Here is a 14,662-nt window from a genome sequence, read left to right as displayed (position 1 = left end):
GTCGTCCCGACCAACCTGAGGAGTTCCCCGTGTCGCAGTACGCCTACACCGAAACCACGCGGCCCATGCCGCGCGGCGGTGTCGTGCTGCCCTCGATTGGACGAGCCCACGATCTGTGCGCGAATGAGCGGAACTGGAAGCCGGGGTGGCGGCGCGAATAGCGCCAGCGCAAGCTGCGAAGCCGCCCACCCTGACAGGGATAGGGCGGCTTTCTCGTTACTGAAACAACTTCATAGGGGCGTAGCTCAACTGGTGGAGCACCGGTCTCCAAAACCGACGGATGCAGGTTCGAGTCCTGCCGCCCCTGCTTTTCGTCTCGGCTTCGGCCGGCGGCGTTGCAGATTCTCAACTCCACAGTGGATGGCATTGGTAAAACCCCGGCCGGCGCCCGTATGGGCCGGCCGGGGGCACTACCTCCGGGACGAGGGAGACGGCTGACCCGCTCGCTTTGGGAGCGAGAGACACGGGGTTCGACACCCCGGTCCCGGACGATGGGGTTGTAGCTCAGTTGGGAGAGCGCCGGTTCGGCAGACCGGAGGTCGAGGGTTCGAATCCCTTCTTCTCCACGCTTCATGGGCCGTTGGAGCAAGCTGGCAGCTCACCTGGTTCTCAGCCAGGAGGTTACGGGTTCGAACCCCGTACGGCCTACGCACGCAGAATGCCATGCGGTCGTGGTGAACTTGGCGGACACGTCGGTCTTCCAAACCGAAGAAGCGGGGTCGGTGCCCGCCGACCGCTCAACCGTTCCGGGATGCTCTGCTGACAAGGGCGACGGGACTTTGGATTCCGGTACGAACGCAGGTTCGATTCCTGCTCCCGGAGCTCGCACTCGACCAGCGGAGAACTCCGCGGCCGACCCCCTCATCGCGCCCTGATAGCTCAGCGGGAGAGCACCGGTTCGACAAACCGGGGGTCGCTGGTTCGATTCCAGCTCGGGGCACGCACACCACCTGGCGCGGTGGACGAATTGGAAGAGTCGCCCGGCTTTCACCCGGGACATGTGCGGGTTCGAGTCCCGTCCGCGCTGTCGATCTGGCGTAAACCGTAAGTTGGTAGCGGTCCGGACTGTTAATCCGGCGGGCGCAAGCCCTCTACAGGTTCGAGTCCTGTCGCCAGAGCCAAGCCCGCGTAGCTCAACGGGAGAGCGCCTGGTTTACACCCAGGGGGTCGGAGGTTCGACACCTTCCGCGGGTACTGGCCTTCGGGCCGCAGTTGTGGCTGTAGCTCAGTGGTAGAGCGCCCGGTTGTAGCCCGGGAGGTCGCGGGGGTCAGTACCCGCCAGTCACCCCAGGGAGTGCGCCACCGATGGTGAGGTGGGCCGGGCTGTAACCCCGGTGCGTTCGCGCTCAGGGAGTTCGAATCTCTCCACTCCCACGCATGCCTGCGTAGCTCAGGGGACAGAGCACCAGCTTCCGGAGCTGGGTGTCGGGGGTTCGATTCCCTCCGCGGGCGCTTGCTGCCTGGTCGTGTGCCCGAGTGGTGAGGGAGCGGTCTGCAAAACCGCGTACGCCGGTTCGATCCCGGTCACGGCCTCAACTGCCATCCGCTGTCGGATAACGAGCGAGATGCTCAGGTCGACTAACTGTCGCGGCTCAGGACGCGCTGCGTGTCACCGGATCTCGTTGTCGGGGTGGTCGCTGTCGTAGGCCTGACGGGCTTCGGAGATGGCTGCGCGGTGTGCCAGTGACCAGTCGGCGAGTGCTTTGACGAGGTGGGTGAGGCTCGTGCCGGTTGCGGTGAGGCGGTAATCGACCTGGGCGGGCACGGTCGCGTACGCGGTCCGAAGGACGAGGCCGTCTCGTTCCAGGCGGCGCACCGTGAGGGTCAGCATGCGCTGGGAGATCCCGTCGATGGCGCGCTGGAGTTGGCGGAAGCGTCGCGGCCCGTTGGCGAGTTCGACGATCACGAGAACCGACCACTTGTCGCCCACCCGGTCAAGAACGTCTCGGATGCCGCAGTCTGCGTGATCCGGCTGTCCGCATGGTTCGAGCTCGGCTGGTCCGGCGGTTACTTCGGTGTGCGCTGGTGACACGAGACTGCCTCCTTGTGAGCCGCCGGGCGCGGGTCCAGGCTCGCCCTGTAGTTACTGAAGAGAACCACGGTAGGAGACCGAATCGCAATGATCATGGTGACCGGCGCCAACGGACAGCTCGCTTCGCTCACACTCGCAGAGCTCGGCGAGCGAGAGGTGCCTGCCCTGGCGGGGAGTCGTACTCCCACCAGCGAACAGCGCCACCTTGACTTCGACGACCCCGCAACCCTCGATCTCACAGGCGTATCGACCCTGCTCCTCGTCTCGGCCGGGTATGCCGAGGACGACCAGGTCATCGCGCGTCACCGGACTCTTCTCGACGCTGCAGGCCGCGACGGCGTGGCCCACGTGATCTACACCAGCCTGACCAGCGCCGGGGACCACCTCGGGTTCGCACTTGCCCACCGGGCCACCGAGCAAATGATCAAAACTGGCGGACTCGCGTGGACCATCCTGCGAAACGGGCTGTACGCCGAACTGTTCGGTGCCTTGCTCGCGTGGACTCCTGACGGGCTGGAATCAGCATTCGGTACCGGTGCACTCTCCGCGGTAGCGCGGGCCGACCTGGCAGCTGCCGCAGCCGTCGTCGCAAGCGAGCCCACCGCGCACGTCGGCAAGGTCTACGACCTGGTCGGGGACCCGATTACCGCTGGCGGCATCGCCGACCGTCTCGGCGTCGCGCACCACACAATCGACCTGGGTGAGTACCGCACCCGCCTTCTCGGTGACGCCCACCTGCTGCCGTTCCAGCCGCCGATGCTGGTCTCAATCGCGACCAGTGTCCGCCACGGGTTCCTCGACAACACCAGCCCCGACCTCGTGCGCCTGCTGGATCGACCGCTCACGGATCCACTCACCGTCGCTGCGGATGCCACGGCCGCCATGCGCCCTGGCACGCACTGACACAGATGCTTCACAAGAGTGCCCTCCGCTCGTGCCGATGCGGGTGCGAGGGCTTGAGGGGGCCGCAACGGCGTTGAGTTTCGCTATGGTGTCCAGTCTGTCGTCCCATGGACCCGATCTCCCGACTTCGAGGAGAGCGCCATGACCGCTACGTACAGGAGGCACGGGTGAGGTTTCTTCTCACGTCCGGGGGTGTCCAGAACCCGAGCATTCGCGATGCGCTGGTCGACCTGCTGGGCAAGCCGATCGCCGAGTCCACGGCCCTGTTCATTCCGACCGGTGTCTACCCCTTCCCCGGCGGAGGTGAGAGGGCGTGGAAGGCGATTCACGGCCAGGCCACCATCCCGCTGTCCCAGCTCGGTTGGAAATCCCTGGGGATATTGGAGCTCACCGCACTGCCGACCATCCGAGAAGAGAACTGGGTCCCGGCCGTCCGGCAGGCCGATGCCCTCCTCGTCTGGGGCGGCGATGTGCTCTACCTGACCTACTGGCTGCGCCAGTCCGGTCTGGCCGACCTCCTACCGTCGCTGAGCGATACGGTTTACGTGGGGGTGAGTGCCGGGAGCATCGCGGTCACCCCGTACAACTGCGACGCCGAGTTCGACCTCGCATTCGTCCCCGACGGTAGCGACATGGCGGAGGGCGCTGACCGGGCGCTGGGGCTGGTGGATTTCACGCTGTACCCACACCTCAATCACCCGGACATGGAGGGCACCGAGCTGTCCACCATTCAGAAGTGGGCGTCCGGAATTCCGGTTCCGACCTACGCCATCGACGATGACACCGCCATCAAGGTGGTCGACGGCGCCGTCGAGGTCGTCTCCGAGGGGCACTGGAAGCTGTTCCCCTGATAGCCGCCGCCAACAGCGATCGGGATGCCGGGCGTCAGTGCGGGTACGCGCCGGACTGGGCCGGGCATCACACCAGAGCAGGCCGCCCAGCACTGTGGACCGCGGGCGAGGAACGCCGCGGTTCCTGAGCAGCAGCACGACACCCGTCGCCGGACGTGGACCGGCCTCCATGGCGATCATCGACCCATCCCGCTACGATCCGATATCGACAGATCACTGAGCGTCAATGCAATGGTGGTCGCGAGCCCTGGACGCTGGCAATCCGGCGCCGCTACGAACGTGGTGCCGGCCTGAGGATCACGCCGCCTCGACGAAGGGAATCCGGATGACCGAGAGCGCGCAGACCACCGAGGGTCGGACGGTTCCGCCCGCGCGGTCGTACCCGTTCAGTGTGCCCGACCGCCTCGTCGTCGATCCGACCTATGGCGAGCTGCGTGAAAGCGAGCCGATGACCCGGGTAAAGCTCCCCTACGGCGAGGAGGCGTGGCTCGCCACCCGGTACGAGGACGTCCGTACGGTCCTCGGCGACGTGCGGTTCGGCCGCGCCCTGTCCGTTCAGCGCGACGAGCCCAGGCTCACCCCGCGCCAGCAGTACAGCGGCATGCTGACCATGGACCCGCCCGATCACACTCGGCTGCGCCGGTTGGTGGCGAAGGCGTTCACGGCACGTCGGGTGGAGGCGCTGCGACCCCGAGCCCAGGAGATCGCCGACGCATTGGTCGACGACATGGTCCGGCTCGGTCCTCCGGCCGACCTGGTGGAGCACGTCGCCACGCCGCTGCCGATCCAGGTGATCTGCGAGCTGCTCGGGGTCCCGTACGCCGACCGCGACCGATTCCACGTCTGGTCCGAGGCGATCGTCTCGACCACCTCGCTGCCCCTGGAAACGATCCAGGAGTACCTGAACAATCTCTGGGGGTACATCGGTGGTCTGGTCGCCGAGCGGCGCCGCGACCCGGGGATCGACGACCTGCTCGGCGCGTTGGTGCGGGCCCGCGACGAGAATGAGGATCGGCTCAGCGAGACCGAGCTGGTGGAGTTGGCCGGAGGGCTGCTCGCGGCCGGCCACGAGACCACGGTGACCCAGATCCCCAACTTCGTCTACGTCCTGCTGCACAATCCGGACCAGCTCGCTCGGCTGCGGGCCGATCCGTCGCTGGTGCCGGCCGCGGTCGAGGAACTGTTGCGGTACGTGCCGCTCGGCGTCGGCTCCTCCTTCGCCAGGTACGCCAAGGAGGACGTCGAGGTCGGCGGTGTGCTGGTCCGGGCGGGTGAGCCGGTTCTCGGCTCGCTGTCGTCGGCGAATCGGGACGGTACCGTCTTCGCCGACCCGGACCGGCTGGACTTCGACCGCGAGCAGAAGCCGCACCTGGGCTTCGGGCACGGCGTACACCACTGCGTCGGCGCGCAACTCGCCCGCATGGAGTTGCAGGTCGCCGTCGCCACCCTCGTGACTCGCCTGCCCGGATTGCGGCTTGCCGTGCCGGAAGCCGAGCTGGAGTGGAAGCGGGGCATGTTGGTGCGGGGCCTGCTCGGCATGCCGGTGGCCTGGTGAGTACCGCGTGGCGGATCGGGGTGGACGCGCGCCGCTGCATCGGCACGAGCATCTGCGCCGGTACGGCGCCGGAGCACTTCCACCTGGTCGGTGGCCTGTCCGAGCCGCTGGCTGACGTCGTTGAACCGGCCGACGTCGTCCTCGACGCCGCCGACTCGTGCCCGGTGGAAGCGATCACGGTCCGCGATGCCACCGACGACCGGCTGATCGCGCCGGAGGAATGACCCGACCGAGGGCCGCGACGGTCGTGCCGACCGCCGCGCTGGGCGCGAAGACCGGCGTCGGCGGCGGATCAGGGTAGAAGCCAGGCCTCGGCGCACGCGTTGGCATTGCTGCGATCGCCGCCTATGGTGGGGACATGGTCCCGGTGACGTTCCGCTCTCCTGCCGTCACCGGTGTGGCGGCAATCGGGGCTGCCTACGTGGCGACGGCGGCGTGCCGGATGGTCGGAATGCGGGTGCCGGTTGTCCGCGTGCTGCACGTCGCGCCCACTTCCCGGCTGTCGAGCCCGGCGCGAACCGGCCGAGGTCCCCCGCGGAATCGTTGCATCACGGAACGACCGCCAGGGCGAAGCTATCAAGCTTCGGCCCTTTTCTTTTTCCCCCTTCGAAAGGCAGAGGTAGACCATGAGCGTCGATCATCGAACCGTCGACCAGGGTTGGCTGGCTGATCTGCGAGCGTCCCTGGCGGAAGACTTCGCCACGCAGACGGCTCGGCTACGGGAACTGACCGAGCTCAACGCGGACACCGGCGACCCGAGCGAGGCCCACAACCGGGCCGCACTGCTGGTGGCCACCCGCCGCACCATCGAGCAGATCACCGGTGCGCTGAGCCGCATCAGCGACGGCACCTACGGTGCCTGCACGAAGTGTCGCCAGAACATCCCGGCCGAGCGGCTCGAAATCCTTCCGCACGCGCAGTTCTGCGTGTCCTGCCAGGCGAAGCACGACGGCTGATTCCCGGTGTGGCTGCCGTGCCTCGGTGGGCACGGCAGCCACTGGCCGTCACGCAGGAGATGACTCCGCCACGGTGACGACGTCCAGGACGTCAAGGATTCCCAGGAGCCCGGCGAGGGTCACGGCCTCGGAGCGGGTCAGGGTCAGCGAGCAGGTGGCGTCGGGGTCGTCGGGGGACTCGTAGACGAGATCTCGTCGGCCGCCCGAATGGTGCGTGACCACGCCCACGCGGCGGCCGTCGGCGGTGGTGAACATGCGGCGTATCCCGATACCGGGCAGCGGGGTCAGTTCGACAATCATGGGGACTCCAGCGGGCAGGGCGGCGAATGTGCGCAGCAGCTTGGCAGCGGCCAGGCCGGCGAGTGTGGCCAGGCGAAGTGCGGCGGGGCGCGGTGACAGCGCGGCCAGCCGTCATGGCGGCCAGCCGGGCGGCACATGAGGACCGGCGCGAGCTGGGCGAGTGGATCAGGCAAGGCCCCGCGCATGGCGCGGGGGAGCACGATCCGCCGACCAAGCGGGCACACAACCGGGGATCGCCCGTCGGGCGGAACGGAACACGATGCACAGCCCGATCGACCGGGTGGCAGAGAGCACCAGTACGAGCACGGCAAGCAGCAGCATCGTCGGCAGCGGCGCTCGCTCGCCGACGCGCCGAAGGCTGCGTCGATCGTGCATGCCCGAACCATAGCCGTCGCCCAGAGTGGGGACCACATCCGTATCGGGTGACCGCCCATGCCCCCAGCAACGCCGGTGACCCCGCGCGCCGGGCTGGATAGTCCATCGCTCCGTGAGCGCCGGAATGCTACGAAGGGACGTGCCTGACATGACCAGTTCCCTTGATGCCACGTCCCTGGAAACTCCGCGGCTGCTGTTGCGCCGCTGGCAAAGCAACGATCTGGACGGCTTCGCCGCGGTAAACGCACAGCCCGAGGTCATGCGCTACATCCATGACGGCCGCACCCTGGACCGGGCCGCGACCGCGGAGCGCCTGGCCAACTATCAGCGGCACTGGGAGGAGCACGGCTTCGGCCTGTACGCAGTGGAGATCAAGGAAACCGGCGAGCTGGCCGGTTTCACCGGGCTGGCGGTGCCAACCTTCCTGCTCGAGATCATGCCGGCCGTGGAGATCGGCTGGCGGCTCGGCCGCGCGCACTGGGGCCGGGGCTTCGCCACCGAGGCGGCCCAGGCCGTGGTCGCCCACGCTCGTGCCGAGCTCGGACTGCGGCGGCTGGTCAGCATCCACGTTGTCGGCAACGAGGCGTCGGCGCGAGTGATGGTCAAGCTGGGCATGACGCTGGAACGCGAGACCGTGCAGCCGGACACCGGCCGCCACGTCCGGGTCTATGCGATGGATCTGTAAGCGGTCCGCCCAGCGACCGTCCGGCATGCCACTCCACCGCAATCCGCGCCTGTAGCTGAACGGATCGGGCCCCCGGTTGAGCCGTTCCGGGGAGCCCGCTCACGATGAGCCGGCTCCCCGGAACCTGGCCCGGGCTCGAACGGTGCTTTCCCCTACGGCGACGGCTCGCACACGTGGATCCGACCGGTCTAGCTGAACCACGCAGAGAGGCGTGGAGGCCGGTGATGGTGACGACAGTGCGTCGGTGAAAGGCCTTCTTGCCCGTTGGCGGCGATCCTCGCGGAGTCGCGGGACGTATTGACTGTGTGATGATCGGGTGGTGCGAGTGATGATGGCCACCGATGCGGGGCACCCGGGGCGGAAGAATGAGGACTTCGCCGGTGCCGTGCCGTCCGGCATGGTTCTGGTTGACGGCGCGGGTGGCATCGCCGGTGCCGAGAAGGTCTGCCATCACGGCGTGACCTGGTACGCCACCCGTCTCGGCGGTGCTCTCCTGGGCGCGCTGTCTGACGACCGGACCCTACGTGAGGTGCTGGCCGAGAGCATTGAGCGGATCACCGACGAGCATCGCGACGCCTGCGATGTCACCAACTCGATCAGCCCTTACGCGGCCGTGGCCATGCTCCGATTCTCAGATGGTCTCGTCGAGCACCTGGTCCTCGGAGACGCCGTGGCGGTCATCGGCCGGACCGGGGCCGATCCCTTCGTCGCCCACGATCCGCGGGAGGTGATGATCGCCCGCTCCGTGGAGGCCCGGCTGAAGGGCGTGCCTGAGGGCACTGACGAGTACCGGCGGCTCCTGCTGGAGTTGCGTGCGCAACGGAACAGACCGGGCGGTTTTTGGGTGGCCAAGGACGACCCGCGGGCGGTGGACGAGGCGATCACCGGCAGCTGCCCAACAGACGAGATGACCGTTGCTGCGCTGCTGAGCAACGGCGTGAGCCGGCTGGTGGACACCCTCAGACTGACCAGTTGGGCGGGACTGCTGCACCTGGCGGGGACCGTCGGACCCGGTGAGATCATCCGCTGGGTCAGGGAGGCTGAGGTTCGCGGCGACCTCGCCCCCGACGACGCGACGATCCTCTGCTGCAGCCGGACGGGACAGCTCGGCGACCGGTGACTCGATTGCCGGTTTCCGGCCAGGCATACTCGCTGTTCATGACGTACGACCTCGCGGTTTGGGAGGGCGAGCGCCCAGACGAGGCGAACGCGGCCGAGACCTTCAGCGCCTTGCACGACCAGTACGTCGGACGAGACGACCCGACACCGATACTGCCCACGCCAGCGATCAGGGCATTCGACGTTCAGTGGAACCGGCTGCGTCCGACCGCTGACGAGTCGTAGCGGGCGACACTCGTACCTGCCCGCTTGATGACGTGGCCGGATCTGCCGTCGAGCGTGGGCTCTGGCCGCCGCGAGCGCCCATACAACGCAACCGCCGGCCGGCTGCCTTGAGCGGATCCCCGTCACGATGAGCGAGGGCTGGTCGACTGGCTGATCAAACAGCCCGGATATCAAGCGGTTCGGGGCGATTTGATTTCATCGCCAGCGAGGCGACCATCTGTGGGCGGCACAGAGTAAGGCTGCTTCTGGCTGGGTTGATGTTGACCGGAGTTGTCGTATCCGGGCCGCGTCATTCGTAGCAGGGTAGAGGCCACCCACGAAGGCGCCGCGACGACCAGAGGACCCGACCCATGCCGCACCCGCAGGCCACAATCCACCGCATGTTCGAGCTCGTCGAGCCGATCGCCGCCGTCACCTTCTCCGAGGTGCCGAACGAGGCGTTCCTGGCCCTCGGCATGCGTAACTACTGGGACGGATACTTCGCGGGCCGGGCCGCGCCGTTGGGGCTGGCGCCGGCCGCGGTGGTGCACGCGGTCTTCTACAACTTCGCCGACGGTGAGGTGGCGCGCCACATCCCCTGGGTCTGGGGAAAGACCACCCCGCAGGAGGCGATCGTCGTACGCGAGCGGGGCAGCACTGCCGCGTTGCGGCAGATGATCGGGCAACTCGCCGACTCTCCCGGTCTGCTGCGGGTCGCCGACCTCGCCACCCGAGCAGCGGTCAGCGCGCCGACCGAGGGCCGAGCCCTGTACGCCGGGCTCCGGGCGCTCGACGTGCCCCAGGAGCCGGTGGCCAGGCTCTGGCACGCGGCCACGCTGCTGCGGGAGCACCGCGGGGACGGCCACATCACCGCCCTCGTCGCCCACGGCATCGGCGGCATCGAAGCCCACGTCCTGCTTGCTCTCTCCCTCGGCATGAGGGCGGAGGAGTTCGGCCGGATCCACCACCTGCCCAAGGCACAGCTGGCCGCTGTCGTCGACGGGCTGCGCGGCCGCGGCCTCGTGAACGCCGCCGGCGGGTTCACCGACGCGGGCCGGGAGACCAGGCAGCGGATCGAGGCCCTCACCGACGAGCTGGCAGCGCCGGCGTACGACGTCCTCAGCGCGGACGAGCTGAATGAGTTGATCGCGGGCCTTGAGCCGATCGCCGCCGCGATATCGGCCGTCGACGACTGAGCGGGCCCGTCAACGACAACCACGACCAAGCTTCGAGCTCCTGAGCTGCGGCGGCCATGGTGGTGTCGATCGTCAGCCTGGGCGGCGTCCCCATGCCGAGATCAGCGGCGCGAGGGTGAGGTCGAGCTCGCCGGCATCGACGGCGGCCAGGTGCGCGTCGATCTCGGTGTCGTCGGCCAGCCCGGCGGCGAGCAACTCGGCGCGGACCATGCGCACCGTCGCGATTTCCAGCCGGTCGCAGGCCACCCCACCGACCGGGAAGCAGCCGGCCGCCGCCACATCGACCAGGCCCGCCGCGCGCAACGCCTGCGGCAGCGTACGGCCGTAGCGCAGATCGGCGCCGCGGCGCGTCATCAATTCCCGGACGGCACGCCGCAGCCGGTTGGCACGCCGCTGCGCCGGACCGACCTCATCGAGGCACGCCAGCGGCTGCAACTCGGTGTCGGCATCCTCCACCAACAACCAGCCGCCGGGCCGCAGCGCCGCCACCATCGTCGCCAACGCTCGGGCCCGGTCGGGCACGTGAAGGAGCACGAGCCGCGCGTGTACCAGGTCAAACGTTCCGGACTGCGGCGGCGGGTCCCCGACGACGTCATGCCGAAGCACCTCGTACCCGCCGTGCGGGTCCAACCAGGCCGGATTGATGTCCGTGGCCAGCACGTAACCGGTTGGTTCGACGGCCGTGGCCAGGGCCTCGGGAATGCTGGGACCTCCGGCACCAACTTCCCAGCAGCGCCAGCCCGCCCGCACTCCGAGCCGGTCGAGGTGCCCACGCGTGACACCGTCGAACAGCTCGGCCAGCCAGCCGAACCGCTCGCCCGCCTCACGCCGGGCATTGTCGAGCAGGTAGCGGTGATCCGGGGCAGGCTCGGGGGAGGGTGGCGACGGGGTCCTGGACTGCGCGCCCGCGGTATTCACCGGCCCGCCCGTCGTCGTGTGCGGCTCGGGCCCGGGATCGACGGCGGGCTGCGATGAACTCATGCCCCCATCCTCACGCCCGACCGCGTACGGCGTCAGCGCGACACGGGCTGGAACCAAACACAGCCCGGCTTCAGCCAACCAGGCCGATCCCTCACCCTCGCCACGATCGCCCACTCGTCCGGGACCTTGGTGTCCCGGCCCCACATGACCGCGCACCATATCCAGGACCATGGTGAGCGGGAGGCCGGCGGTTCGCGGACAATGGGGGTATGCAGCGAGCTGTTCGCCTGATGCGGCTGAGCGGGACGCGCGCCGACGGTGCGGTGGCGACGGGCGCGGTGGCTACCGGCGCGCGGGCCGCTGGGGTGGCGTCGTTCGGTGCCCTCGCCGTAGGGGCGCTGGCCGCCGGGGCCGTGGCTGTCGGGGTGCTGGTCATCGGACGGCTAGCCATTCGCCGCGCGGTCGTGCGGGAGCTGCGCGTCGGCCGGTTGGAGATCGACGAGCTGGTGGTGCACAGCCGACCCGCTGCCGAGGGATGACCCGCTCCCGCGCTCGGCGTCGTTGGCGGCGCACGGGAAATCGTGGAGGTGTCGGGCAGCACCGAGTCCGGGAGACTGACGGGGCGTCAACTCGTCCGGGTCGGAACAACGCGGCGCGTCCGTCGGCGGAACGCGTTCGCGCCGACGGACCGCACCGGAACGATGTCTACGGTTTGCGGGCGAGGAGCCCGACGAAGGTGTGATAGGTGTCGGTCTGCATCGGAGCGGGCGTACCCGGCTCTGGACGCCACTCGGCCAGCGGCACCAGCCCCGGCTCCAGCACCGTCAGCCCATCGGCGAACGAGAGGATCTCCTCGTCCGTACGCCAGCGGCCGGTGCCCAGCGACTCGTTGAAGACCCGCTCGACCTCGCGGGCCTTGCGGGAGCCTTCGGGGTCTCGCTCACCCGGGTCGCGGAAGTGCGAGATCGCCACGTAACTGCCGGAGGGCAGCGCGTCAATCAACGCCGCCGCCACCGCTCGCGGATCCTCGTCGTCACCGAGGTGGTGCAGGATCGCGAAGAGCAACAATCCGATCGGCCGGTCAAAATCGAGGAACCGACGTACGTCCGGATGGTTGAGGATTTCCTGCGGTGCCCGAACGTCCGCCTGAATCACCGTCGCGGTGCCCTCCGCGGCGAGCAGGGCCCGTCCGTGTGTCAGGACGATCGGATCATTGTCCACATACACCACCTGAGCCTTGGGGTTCTGCTCGGTGGCGACCTCGTGCACGTTGCCCTGGGTGGGCAGCCCCGATCCGATGTCGAGGAACTGGTCGATGCCCGCCTCGGTGACGAGGAAGCGAATCACGCGACGCAGAAAGGCCCGGTTCGCCTGACCGGCTGCCGGCCCATCCGGTGTGATCCGTAGGGCGTGCTCGGCGACCTGTCGGTCGACCTCGAAGTTGTCCTTGCCGCCGAGGAAGAAGTCATAGACCCGGGCCACGCTGGGAATGCTGGGGTCGATGCCGGGTGGTGCCGCCTTGTCGCGGGTCACAGGCGTCTCCATTCGATCGGGACGGGCGCAGGCTGAGGTCTGCGGGCGGTGCCGGATTGCGGCGAGTCTAGCGATCGGGAGCGTTGAATTTTACCCCGACTGGTATCGCTCCCAGCGAACCGTCCCGTGACCAACACACTCGTTCAGCGGCGCGCCGTAACGGACGCCGACCGGCAGCTCATGATGACCGACGACGGATCGCCGGGCCCGCGCCCGCCGGGAGGCCGGCTGACGGTGGGCCCGGCGCCATCACCCTCAGCGGCCCTGCAGGCGCTTCACGTTGTCGCCGAAGGTCCAGCCCTTCGACCCGTCCCAGTTCGCCGACCAGGTCATCAGGCCCTTGATGCCGGGGACGCTGTTGTACGCCTGGGTGACCAGCGACGTCGACATGTACCCGCCACCGGCACCGGACTGCGCGGGCAGGCCCGGGACCTGCTTGTCGTACGGCACGCGGATGGTGGTGCCCTGGATGGTGAGGCCGTTGTTCAGGCACTGCGTCTGCACCGTGAAGCCCTGCACGGTGCCCGCGGGGTACGAGTCGCCGGCGCAGCCGTACATGCTGCCGTTGTAGTACTGCATGTTCAGCCACCAGAGCCGGCCGTTGTCCACGTACTTCTTGATGATCGGCAGGTACGAGCCCCAGATCGAGCCGTAGACCACGCTGCCGCCGGTGACGTAGGCCGTCTCCGGTGCCATGGTCAGGCCGAAGTTCGAGGGCATCCGGGCCAGCACTCCGTCGATGATCCGGATCAGGTTGGCCTGCGACGTCGACAGGGTGTTGATGTTGCCGCTACCGGTCAGGCCGGTCTCGATGTCGATGTCGATGCCGTCGAAGTGGTAGGCCGTCAGGATCGGCACGATCGTCGCGATGAACCGGTCGGCGACCGCGGTGGAACTCAGGTCGATGCCCGCAGCGGCCCCGCCGATCGACATCAGGATCGTGGCGCCGGCGGCTTTGGCCTGGCACATCTCGGCCGGGGTGGCCACCTTCACGCCGGCGTCCATGCCGTTCTCCCAGAGGACCGTGCCGTCCGAGCGGATCACCGGGAAGGCCGCGTTGATCACGTTGTAGCCGTGCTGGTTGAGCCGGCTGTCGGTGATCGGGATCCAGCCGAGTCCGGGGTGGACGCCGTTGGAGGCGCCGTCCCAGTTCTCCCAGTAGCCCTGCAACACCTTGCCGGTGGGCCGCGACTTCACCGCGCAGGTCCCGCCGGTTGGCGGCGGCGTGGTCGGCGGTGCGGTCGTGGGTGGAGGCGTGGTGGGCGGCGCGGTCGTCGGTGGTGGCGTGGTGGGCGGGGGAGTGCTTCCCGAGCACGCGCCCAGGTCACGCCACAGCGACGGGGTCGCGGCGGGGTTCCAGCCGGCGCCGGGGTACGCGGTGTGCGTCACCAGAGCCTGGTAGAGCCGGCCACCGTAGGTCACCTGGGCGCCTGCCTGGTAGGTGGTGCCCTCGGCCCAGGCCGGCGCGGTGCAGGCGACCAGCGCGACGGCGTTGGCCGAGGACACGGCCGCCATGCTGCTGGGGACGAAGGCGACGGCGGCCGTGACGGTCATCGCCGCCCCGGCCACCACTGCGAAAATCCGACGGCTTCTCATGGCTCACTCCCCGGCTTCGGCGACCCGTGACCTCCACATATTGACGTTCGTGTGGCTTAATAGCAAGGGTTGTTTACAGATAGCGGAGCGAGAGCTTCGAGCCGGCGGCTCTGGAGCGCTCGGCGGCGGTCGGGGCCGAGGGGGCCGGTGCCCGGGTGCCGTGGCGACCGCCTCGACAGGCGGTGGCAACTGTCGTGCTGGATACTTCCCCGATGACCAATCCTGACCTCGATCCGGACGTCTATCCACCCCTCGATCCTCGCGAGCCCGTTCCGGAGACCGCCGAAGAGCTGCTTCCCGGTACGCCGAACGAACTGCCGGCCGCGCCGACCGAACCGATGCCCGACGACGGCGAGCCCGGGGGCGTACCCGAGCCGGCGTGACAGTCGTCCGGCAGCGCTGTTCGCCCGCGAGGCGGGGGGTCAGCAGGCGCGCG

At 68.7% G+C, this 14,662-nt stretch carries 16 protein-coding genes and 13 tRNA genes; 24 read left to right on the top strand and 5 right to left on the bottom strand.

What is annotated here, in order from left to right; all coding sequences use genetic code 11:
- Nucleotides 1-234 precede the first annotated feature (234 nt).
- From ACGGAQ_RS12940 to ACGGAQ_RS12880, 13 genes are all read left to right on the top strand, one after another.
- A tRNA-Trp gene (locus tag ACGGAQ_RS12940) sits at nt 235-307 on the top strand.
- 186 nt (nt 308-493) lie between these two features.
- Nucleotides 494-566: transfer RNA gene (locus ACGGAQ_RS12935), tRNA-Ala, on the top strand.
- 8 nt (nt 567-574) lie between these two features.
- A tRNA-Glu gene (locus ACGGAQ_RS12930) sits at nt 575-648 on the top strand.
- Between the two features lie 17 nt (nt 649-665).
- Nucleotides 666-738, top strand: a tRNA-Gly gene (locus ACGGAQ_RS12925).
- Between the two features lie 7 nt (nt 739-745).
- Nucleotides 746-822, top strand: a tRNA-Gln gene (locus ACGGAQ_RS12920).
- A 46-nt stretch (nt 823-868) separates the two neighbouring features.
- A tRNA-Val gene (locus tag ACGGAQ_RS12915) sits at nt 869-940 on the top strand.
- 12 nt (nt 941-952) lie between these two features.
- Nucleotides 953-1,027 (top strand) — tRNA-Glu (locus ACGGAQ_RS12910).
- Between the two features lie 4 nt (nt 1,028-1,031).
- A tRNA-Asn gene (locus ACGGAQ_RS12905) sits at nt 1,032-1,121 on the top strand.
- Between the two features lies 1 nt (nt 1,122).
- A tRNA-Val gene (locus tag ACGGAQ_RS12900) sits at nt 1,123-1,194 on the top strand.
- 20 nt (nt 1,195-1,214) lie between these two features.
- A tRNA-Tyr gene (locus ACGGAQ_RS12895) sits at nt 1,215-1,290 on the top strand.
- Nucleotides 1,291-1,374: transfer RNA gene (locus tag ACGGAQ_RS12890), tRNA-Tyr, on the top strand.
- 5 nt (nt 1,375-1,379) lie between these two features.
- Nucleotides 1,380-1,452 (top strand) — tRNA-Arg (locus ACGGAQ_RS12885).
- 10 nt (nt 1,453-1,462) lie between these two features.
- Nucleotides 1,463-1,533 (top strand) — tRNA-Cys (locus ACGGAQ_RS12880).
- A gap of 76 nt (nt 1,534-1,609) precedes the next feature.
- Here the strand turns inward: ACGGAQ_RS12880 and ACGGAQ_RS12875 are convergent.
- Nucleotides 1,610-1,930, bottom strand: coding sequence for a winged helix-turn-helix transcriptional regulator (locus ACGGAQ_RS12875; protein ID WP_393047991.1), 321 nt, complete (start codon nt 1,928-1,930; stop codon nt 1,610-1,612).
- Nucleotides 1,931-2,119: 189 nt separating this feature from the next.
- On the opposite strand from ACGGAQ_RS12875, the gene ACGGAQ_RS12870 reads away from it, so the two are divergent.
- The 5 genes from ACGGAQ_RS12870 (at nt 2,120) to ACGGAQ_RS12850 (ending at nt 6,297) form a co-directional block, all read left to right on the top strand.
- On the top strand, nt 2,120-2,935 hold the full coding sequence (locus tag ACGGAQ_RS12870) for an NAD(P)H-binding protein (RefSeq protein ID WP_393047988.1): 816 nt from the start codon (nt 2,120-2,122) through the stop codon (nt 2,933-2,935).
- A gap of 167 nt (nt 2,936-3,102) precedes the next feature.
- Nucleotides 3,103-3,786 (top strand): Type 1 glutamine amidotransferase-like domain-containing protein, encoded by a 684-nt coding sequence (locus ACGGAQ_RS12865; RefSeq protein WP_393048845.1) that lies wholly within the window; start codon nt 3,103-3,105, stop codon nt 3,784-3,786.
- Nucleotides 3,787-4,111: 325 nt separating this feature from the next.
- Entirely contained in the window at nt 4,112-5,341 is a 1,230-nt protein-coding gene (locus tag ACGGAQ_RS12860; protein ID WP_393047985.1) for a cytochrome P450, read from the top strand.
- A complete protein-coding gene (locus tag ACGGAQ_RS12855; protein WP_393047982.1) occupies nt 5,338-5,565 on the top strand; it encodes a ferredoxin in 228 nt (75 codons plus the stop codon). The genes ACGGAQ_RS12860 and ACGGAQ_RS12855 overlap by 4 nt, the downstream gene beginning before the upstream one ends.
- Before the next feature lie 402 nt (nt 5,566-5,967).
- On the top strand, nt 5,968-6,297 hold the full coding sequence (locus tag ACGGAQ_RS12850; RefSeq protein WP_393047980.1) for a TraR/DksA family transcriptional regulator: 330 nt from the start codon (nt 5,968-5,970) through the stop codon (nt 6,295-6,297).
- 48 nt (nt 6,298-6,345) lie between these two features.
- Here the strand turns inward: ACGGAQ_RS12850 and ACGGAQ_RS12845 are convergent, their stop codons facing one another.
- Entirely contained in the window at nt 6,346-6,597 is a 252-nt protein-coding gene (locus ACGGAQ_RS12845; protein WP_393047977.1) for a potassium transporter TrkA, read from the bottom strand.
- A 523-nt stretch (nt 6,598-7,120) separates the two neighbouring features.
- Here ACGGAQ_RS12845 and ACGGAQ_RS12840 point away from each other — a divergent pair.
- From ACGGAQ_RS12840 to ACGGAQ_RS12825, 4 genes are all read left to right on the top strand, one after another.
- Entirely contained in the window at nt 7,121-7,657 is a 537-nt protein-coding gene (locus ACGGAQ_RS12840; protein ID WP_393047974.1) for a GNAT family N-acetyltransferase, read from the top strand.
- Between the two features lie 328 nt (nt 7,658-7,985).
- Nucleotides 7,986-8,777, top strand: coding sequence for a hypothetical protein (locus ACGGAQ_RS12835; RefSeq protein WP_393047971.1), 792 nt, complete (start codon nt 7,986-7,988; stop codon nt 8,775-8,777).
- A gap of 38 nt (nt 8,778-8,815) precedes the next feature.
- Nucleotides 8,816-9,001: a hypothetical protein gene (locus tag ACGGAQ_RS12830; RefSeq protein WP_393047969.1), complete on the top strand. Its 186-nt coding sequence runs from the start codon at nt 8,816-8,818 to the stop codon at nt 8,999-9,001.
- Nucleotides 9,002-9,381: 380 nt separating this feature from the next.
- Nucleotides 9,382-10,176, top strand: a complete 795-nt coding sequence (locus tag ACGGAQ_RS12825) for a MarR family transcriptional regulator (protein WP_393047966.1) — start codon at nt 9,382-9,384, stop codon at nt 10,174-10,176.
- 72 nt (nt 10,177-10,248) lie between these two features.
- On the opposite strand, the gene ACGGAQ_RS12820 is transcribed toward ACGGAQ_RS12825, so the two are convergent.
- Complete coding sequence (locus tag ACGGAQ_RS12820) at nt 10,249-11,271, bottom strand: methyltransferase domain-containing protein (RefSeq protein ID WP_393047963.1); 1,023 nt, start codon at nt 11,269-11,271, stop codon at nt 10,249-10,251.
- 95 nt (nt 11,272-11,366) lie between these two features.
- Here ACGGAQ_RS12820 and ACGGAQ_RS12815 point away from each other — a divergent pair, with 95 nt between their 5' ends.
- Nucleotides 11,367-11,636: a hypothetical protein gene (locus tag ACGGAQ_RS12815; protein ID WP_393047960.1), complete on the top strand. Its 270-nt coding sequence runs from the start codon at nt 11,367-11,369 to the stop codon at nt 11,634-11,636.
- Between the two features lie 166 nt (nt 11,637-11,802).
- On the opposite strand, the gene ACGGAQ_RS12810 is transcribed toward ACGGAQ_RS12815, so the two are convergent.
- Both ACGGAQ_RS12810 and ACGGAQ_RS12805 read right to left on the bottom strand, forming a co-directional pair.
- Nucleotides 11,803-12,630, bottom strand: a complete 828-nt coding sequence (locus tag ACGGAQ_RS12810) for an SAM-dependent methyltransferase (RefSeq protein ID WP_393047958.1) — start codon at nt 12,628-12,630, stop codon at nt 11,803-11,805.
- A gap of 255 nt (nt 12,631-12,885) precedes the next feature.
- A complete protein-coding gene (locus tag ACGGAQ_RS12805) occupies nt 12,886-14,226 on the bottom strand; it encodes a carbohydrate-binding protein (protein ID WP_393047955.1) in 1,341 nt (446 codons plus the stop codon).
- 212 nt (nt 14,227-14,438) lie between these two features.
- Between ACGGAQ_RS12805 and ACGGAQ_RS12800 the strand changes: the two genes are divergently transcribed.
- Nucleotides 14,439-14,609 carry a hypothetical protein gene (locus ACGGAQ_RS12800; RefSeq protein WP_354861122.1) on the top strand — a complete coding sequence of 57 codons (171 nt, stop codon included), beginning with the start codon at nt 14,439-14,441 and terminating at the stop codon, nt 14,607-14,609.
- Nucleotides 14,610-14,662 lie beyond the last annotated feature (53 nt).

It is taken from the genome of Micromonospora sp. NPDC047557, assembly GCF_043205095.1.
Classification (GTDB): Bacteria; Actinomycetota; Actinomycetes; order Mycobacteriales; family Micromonosporaceae; genus Micromonospora.
The sequence above is the reverse complement of the archived record's forward strand: the minus strand, read 5'-3'. Positions and strand labels throughout refer to the sequence as shown.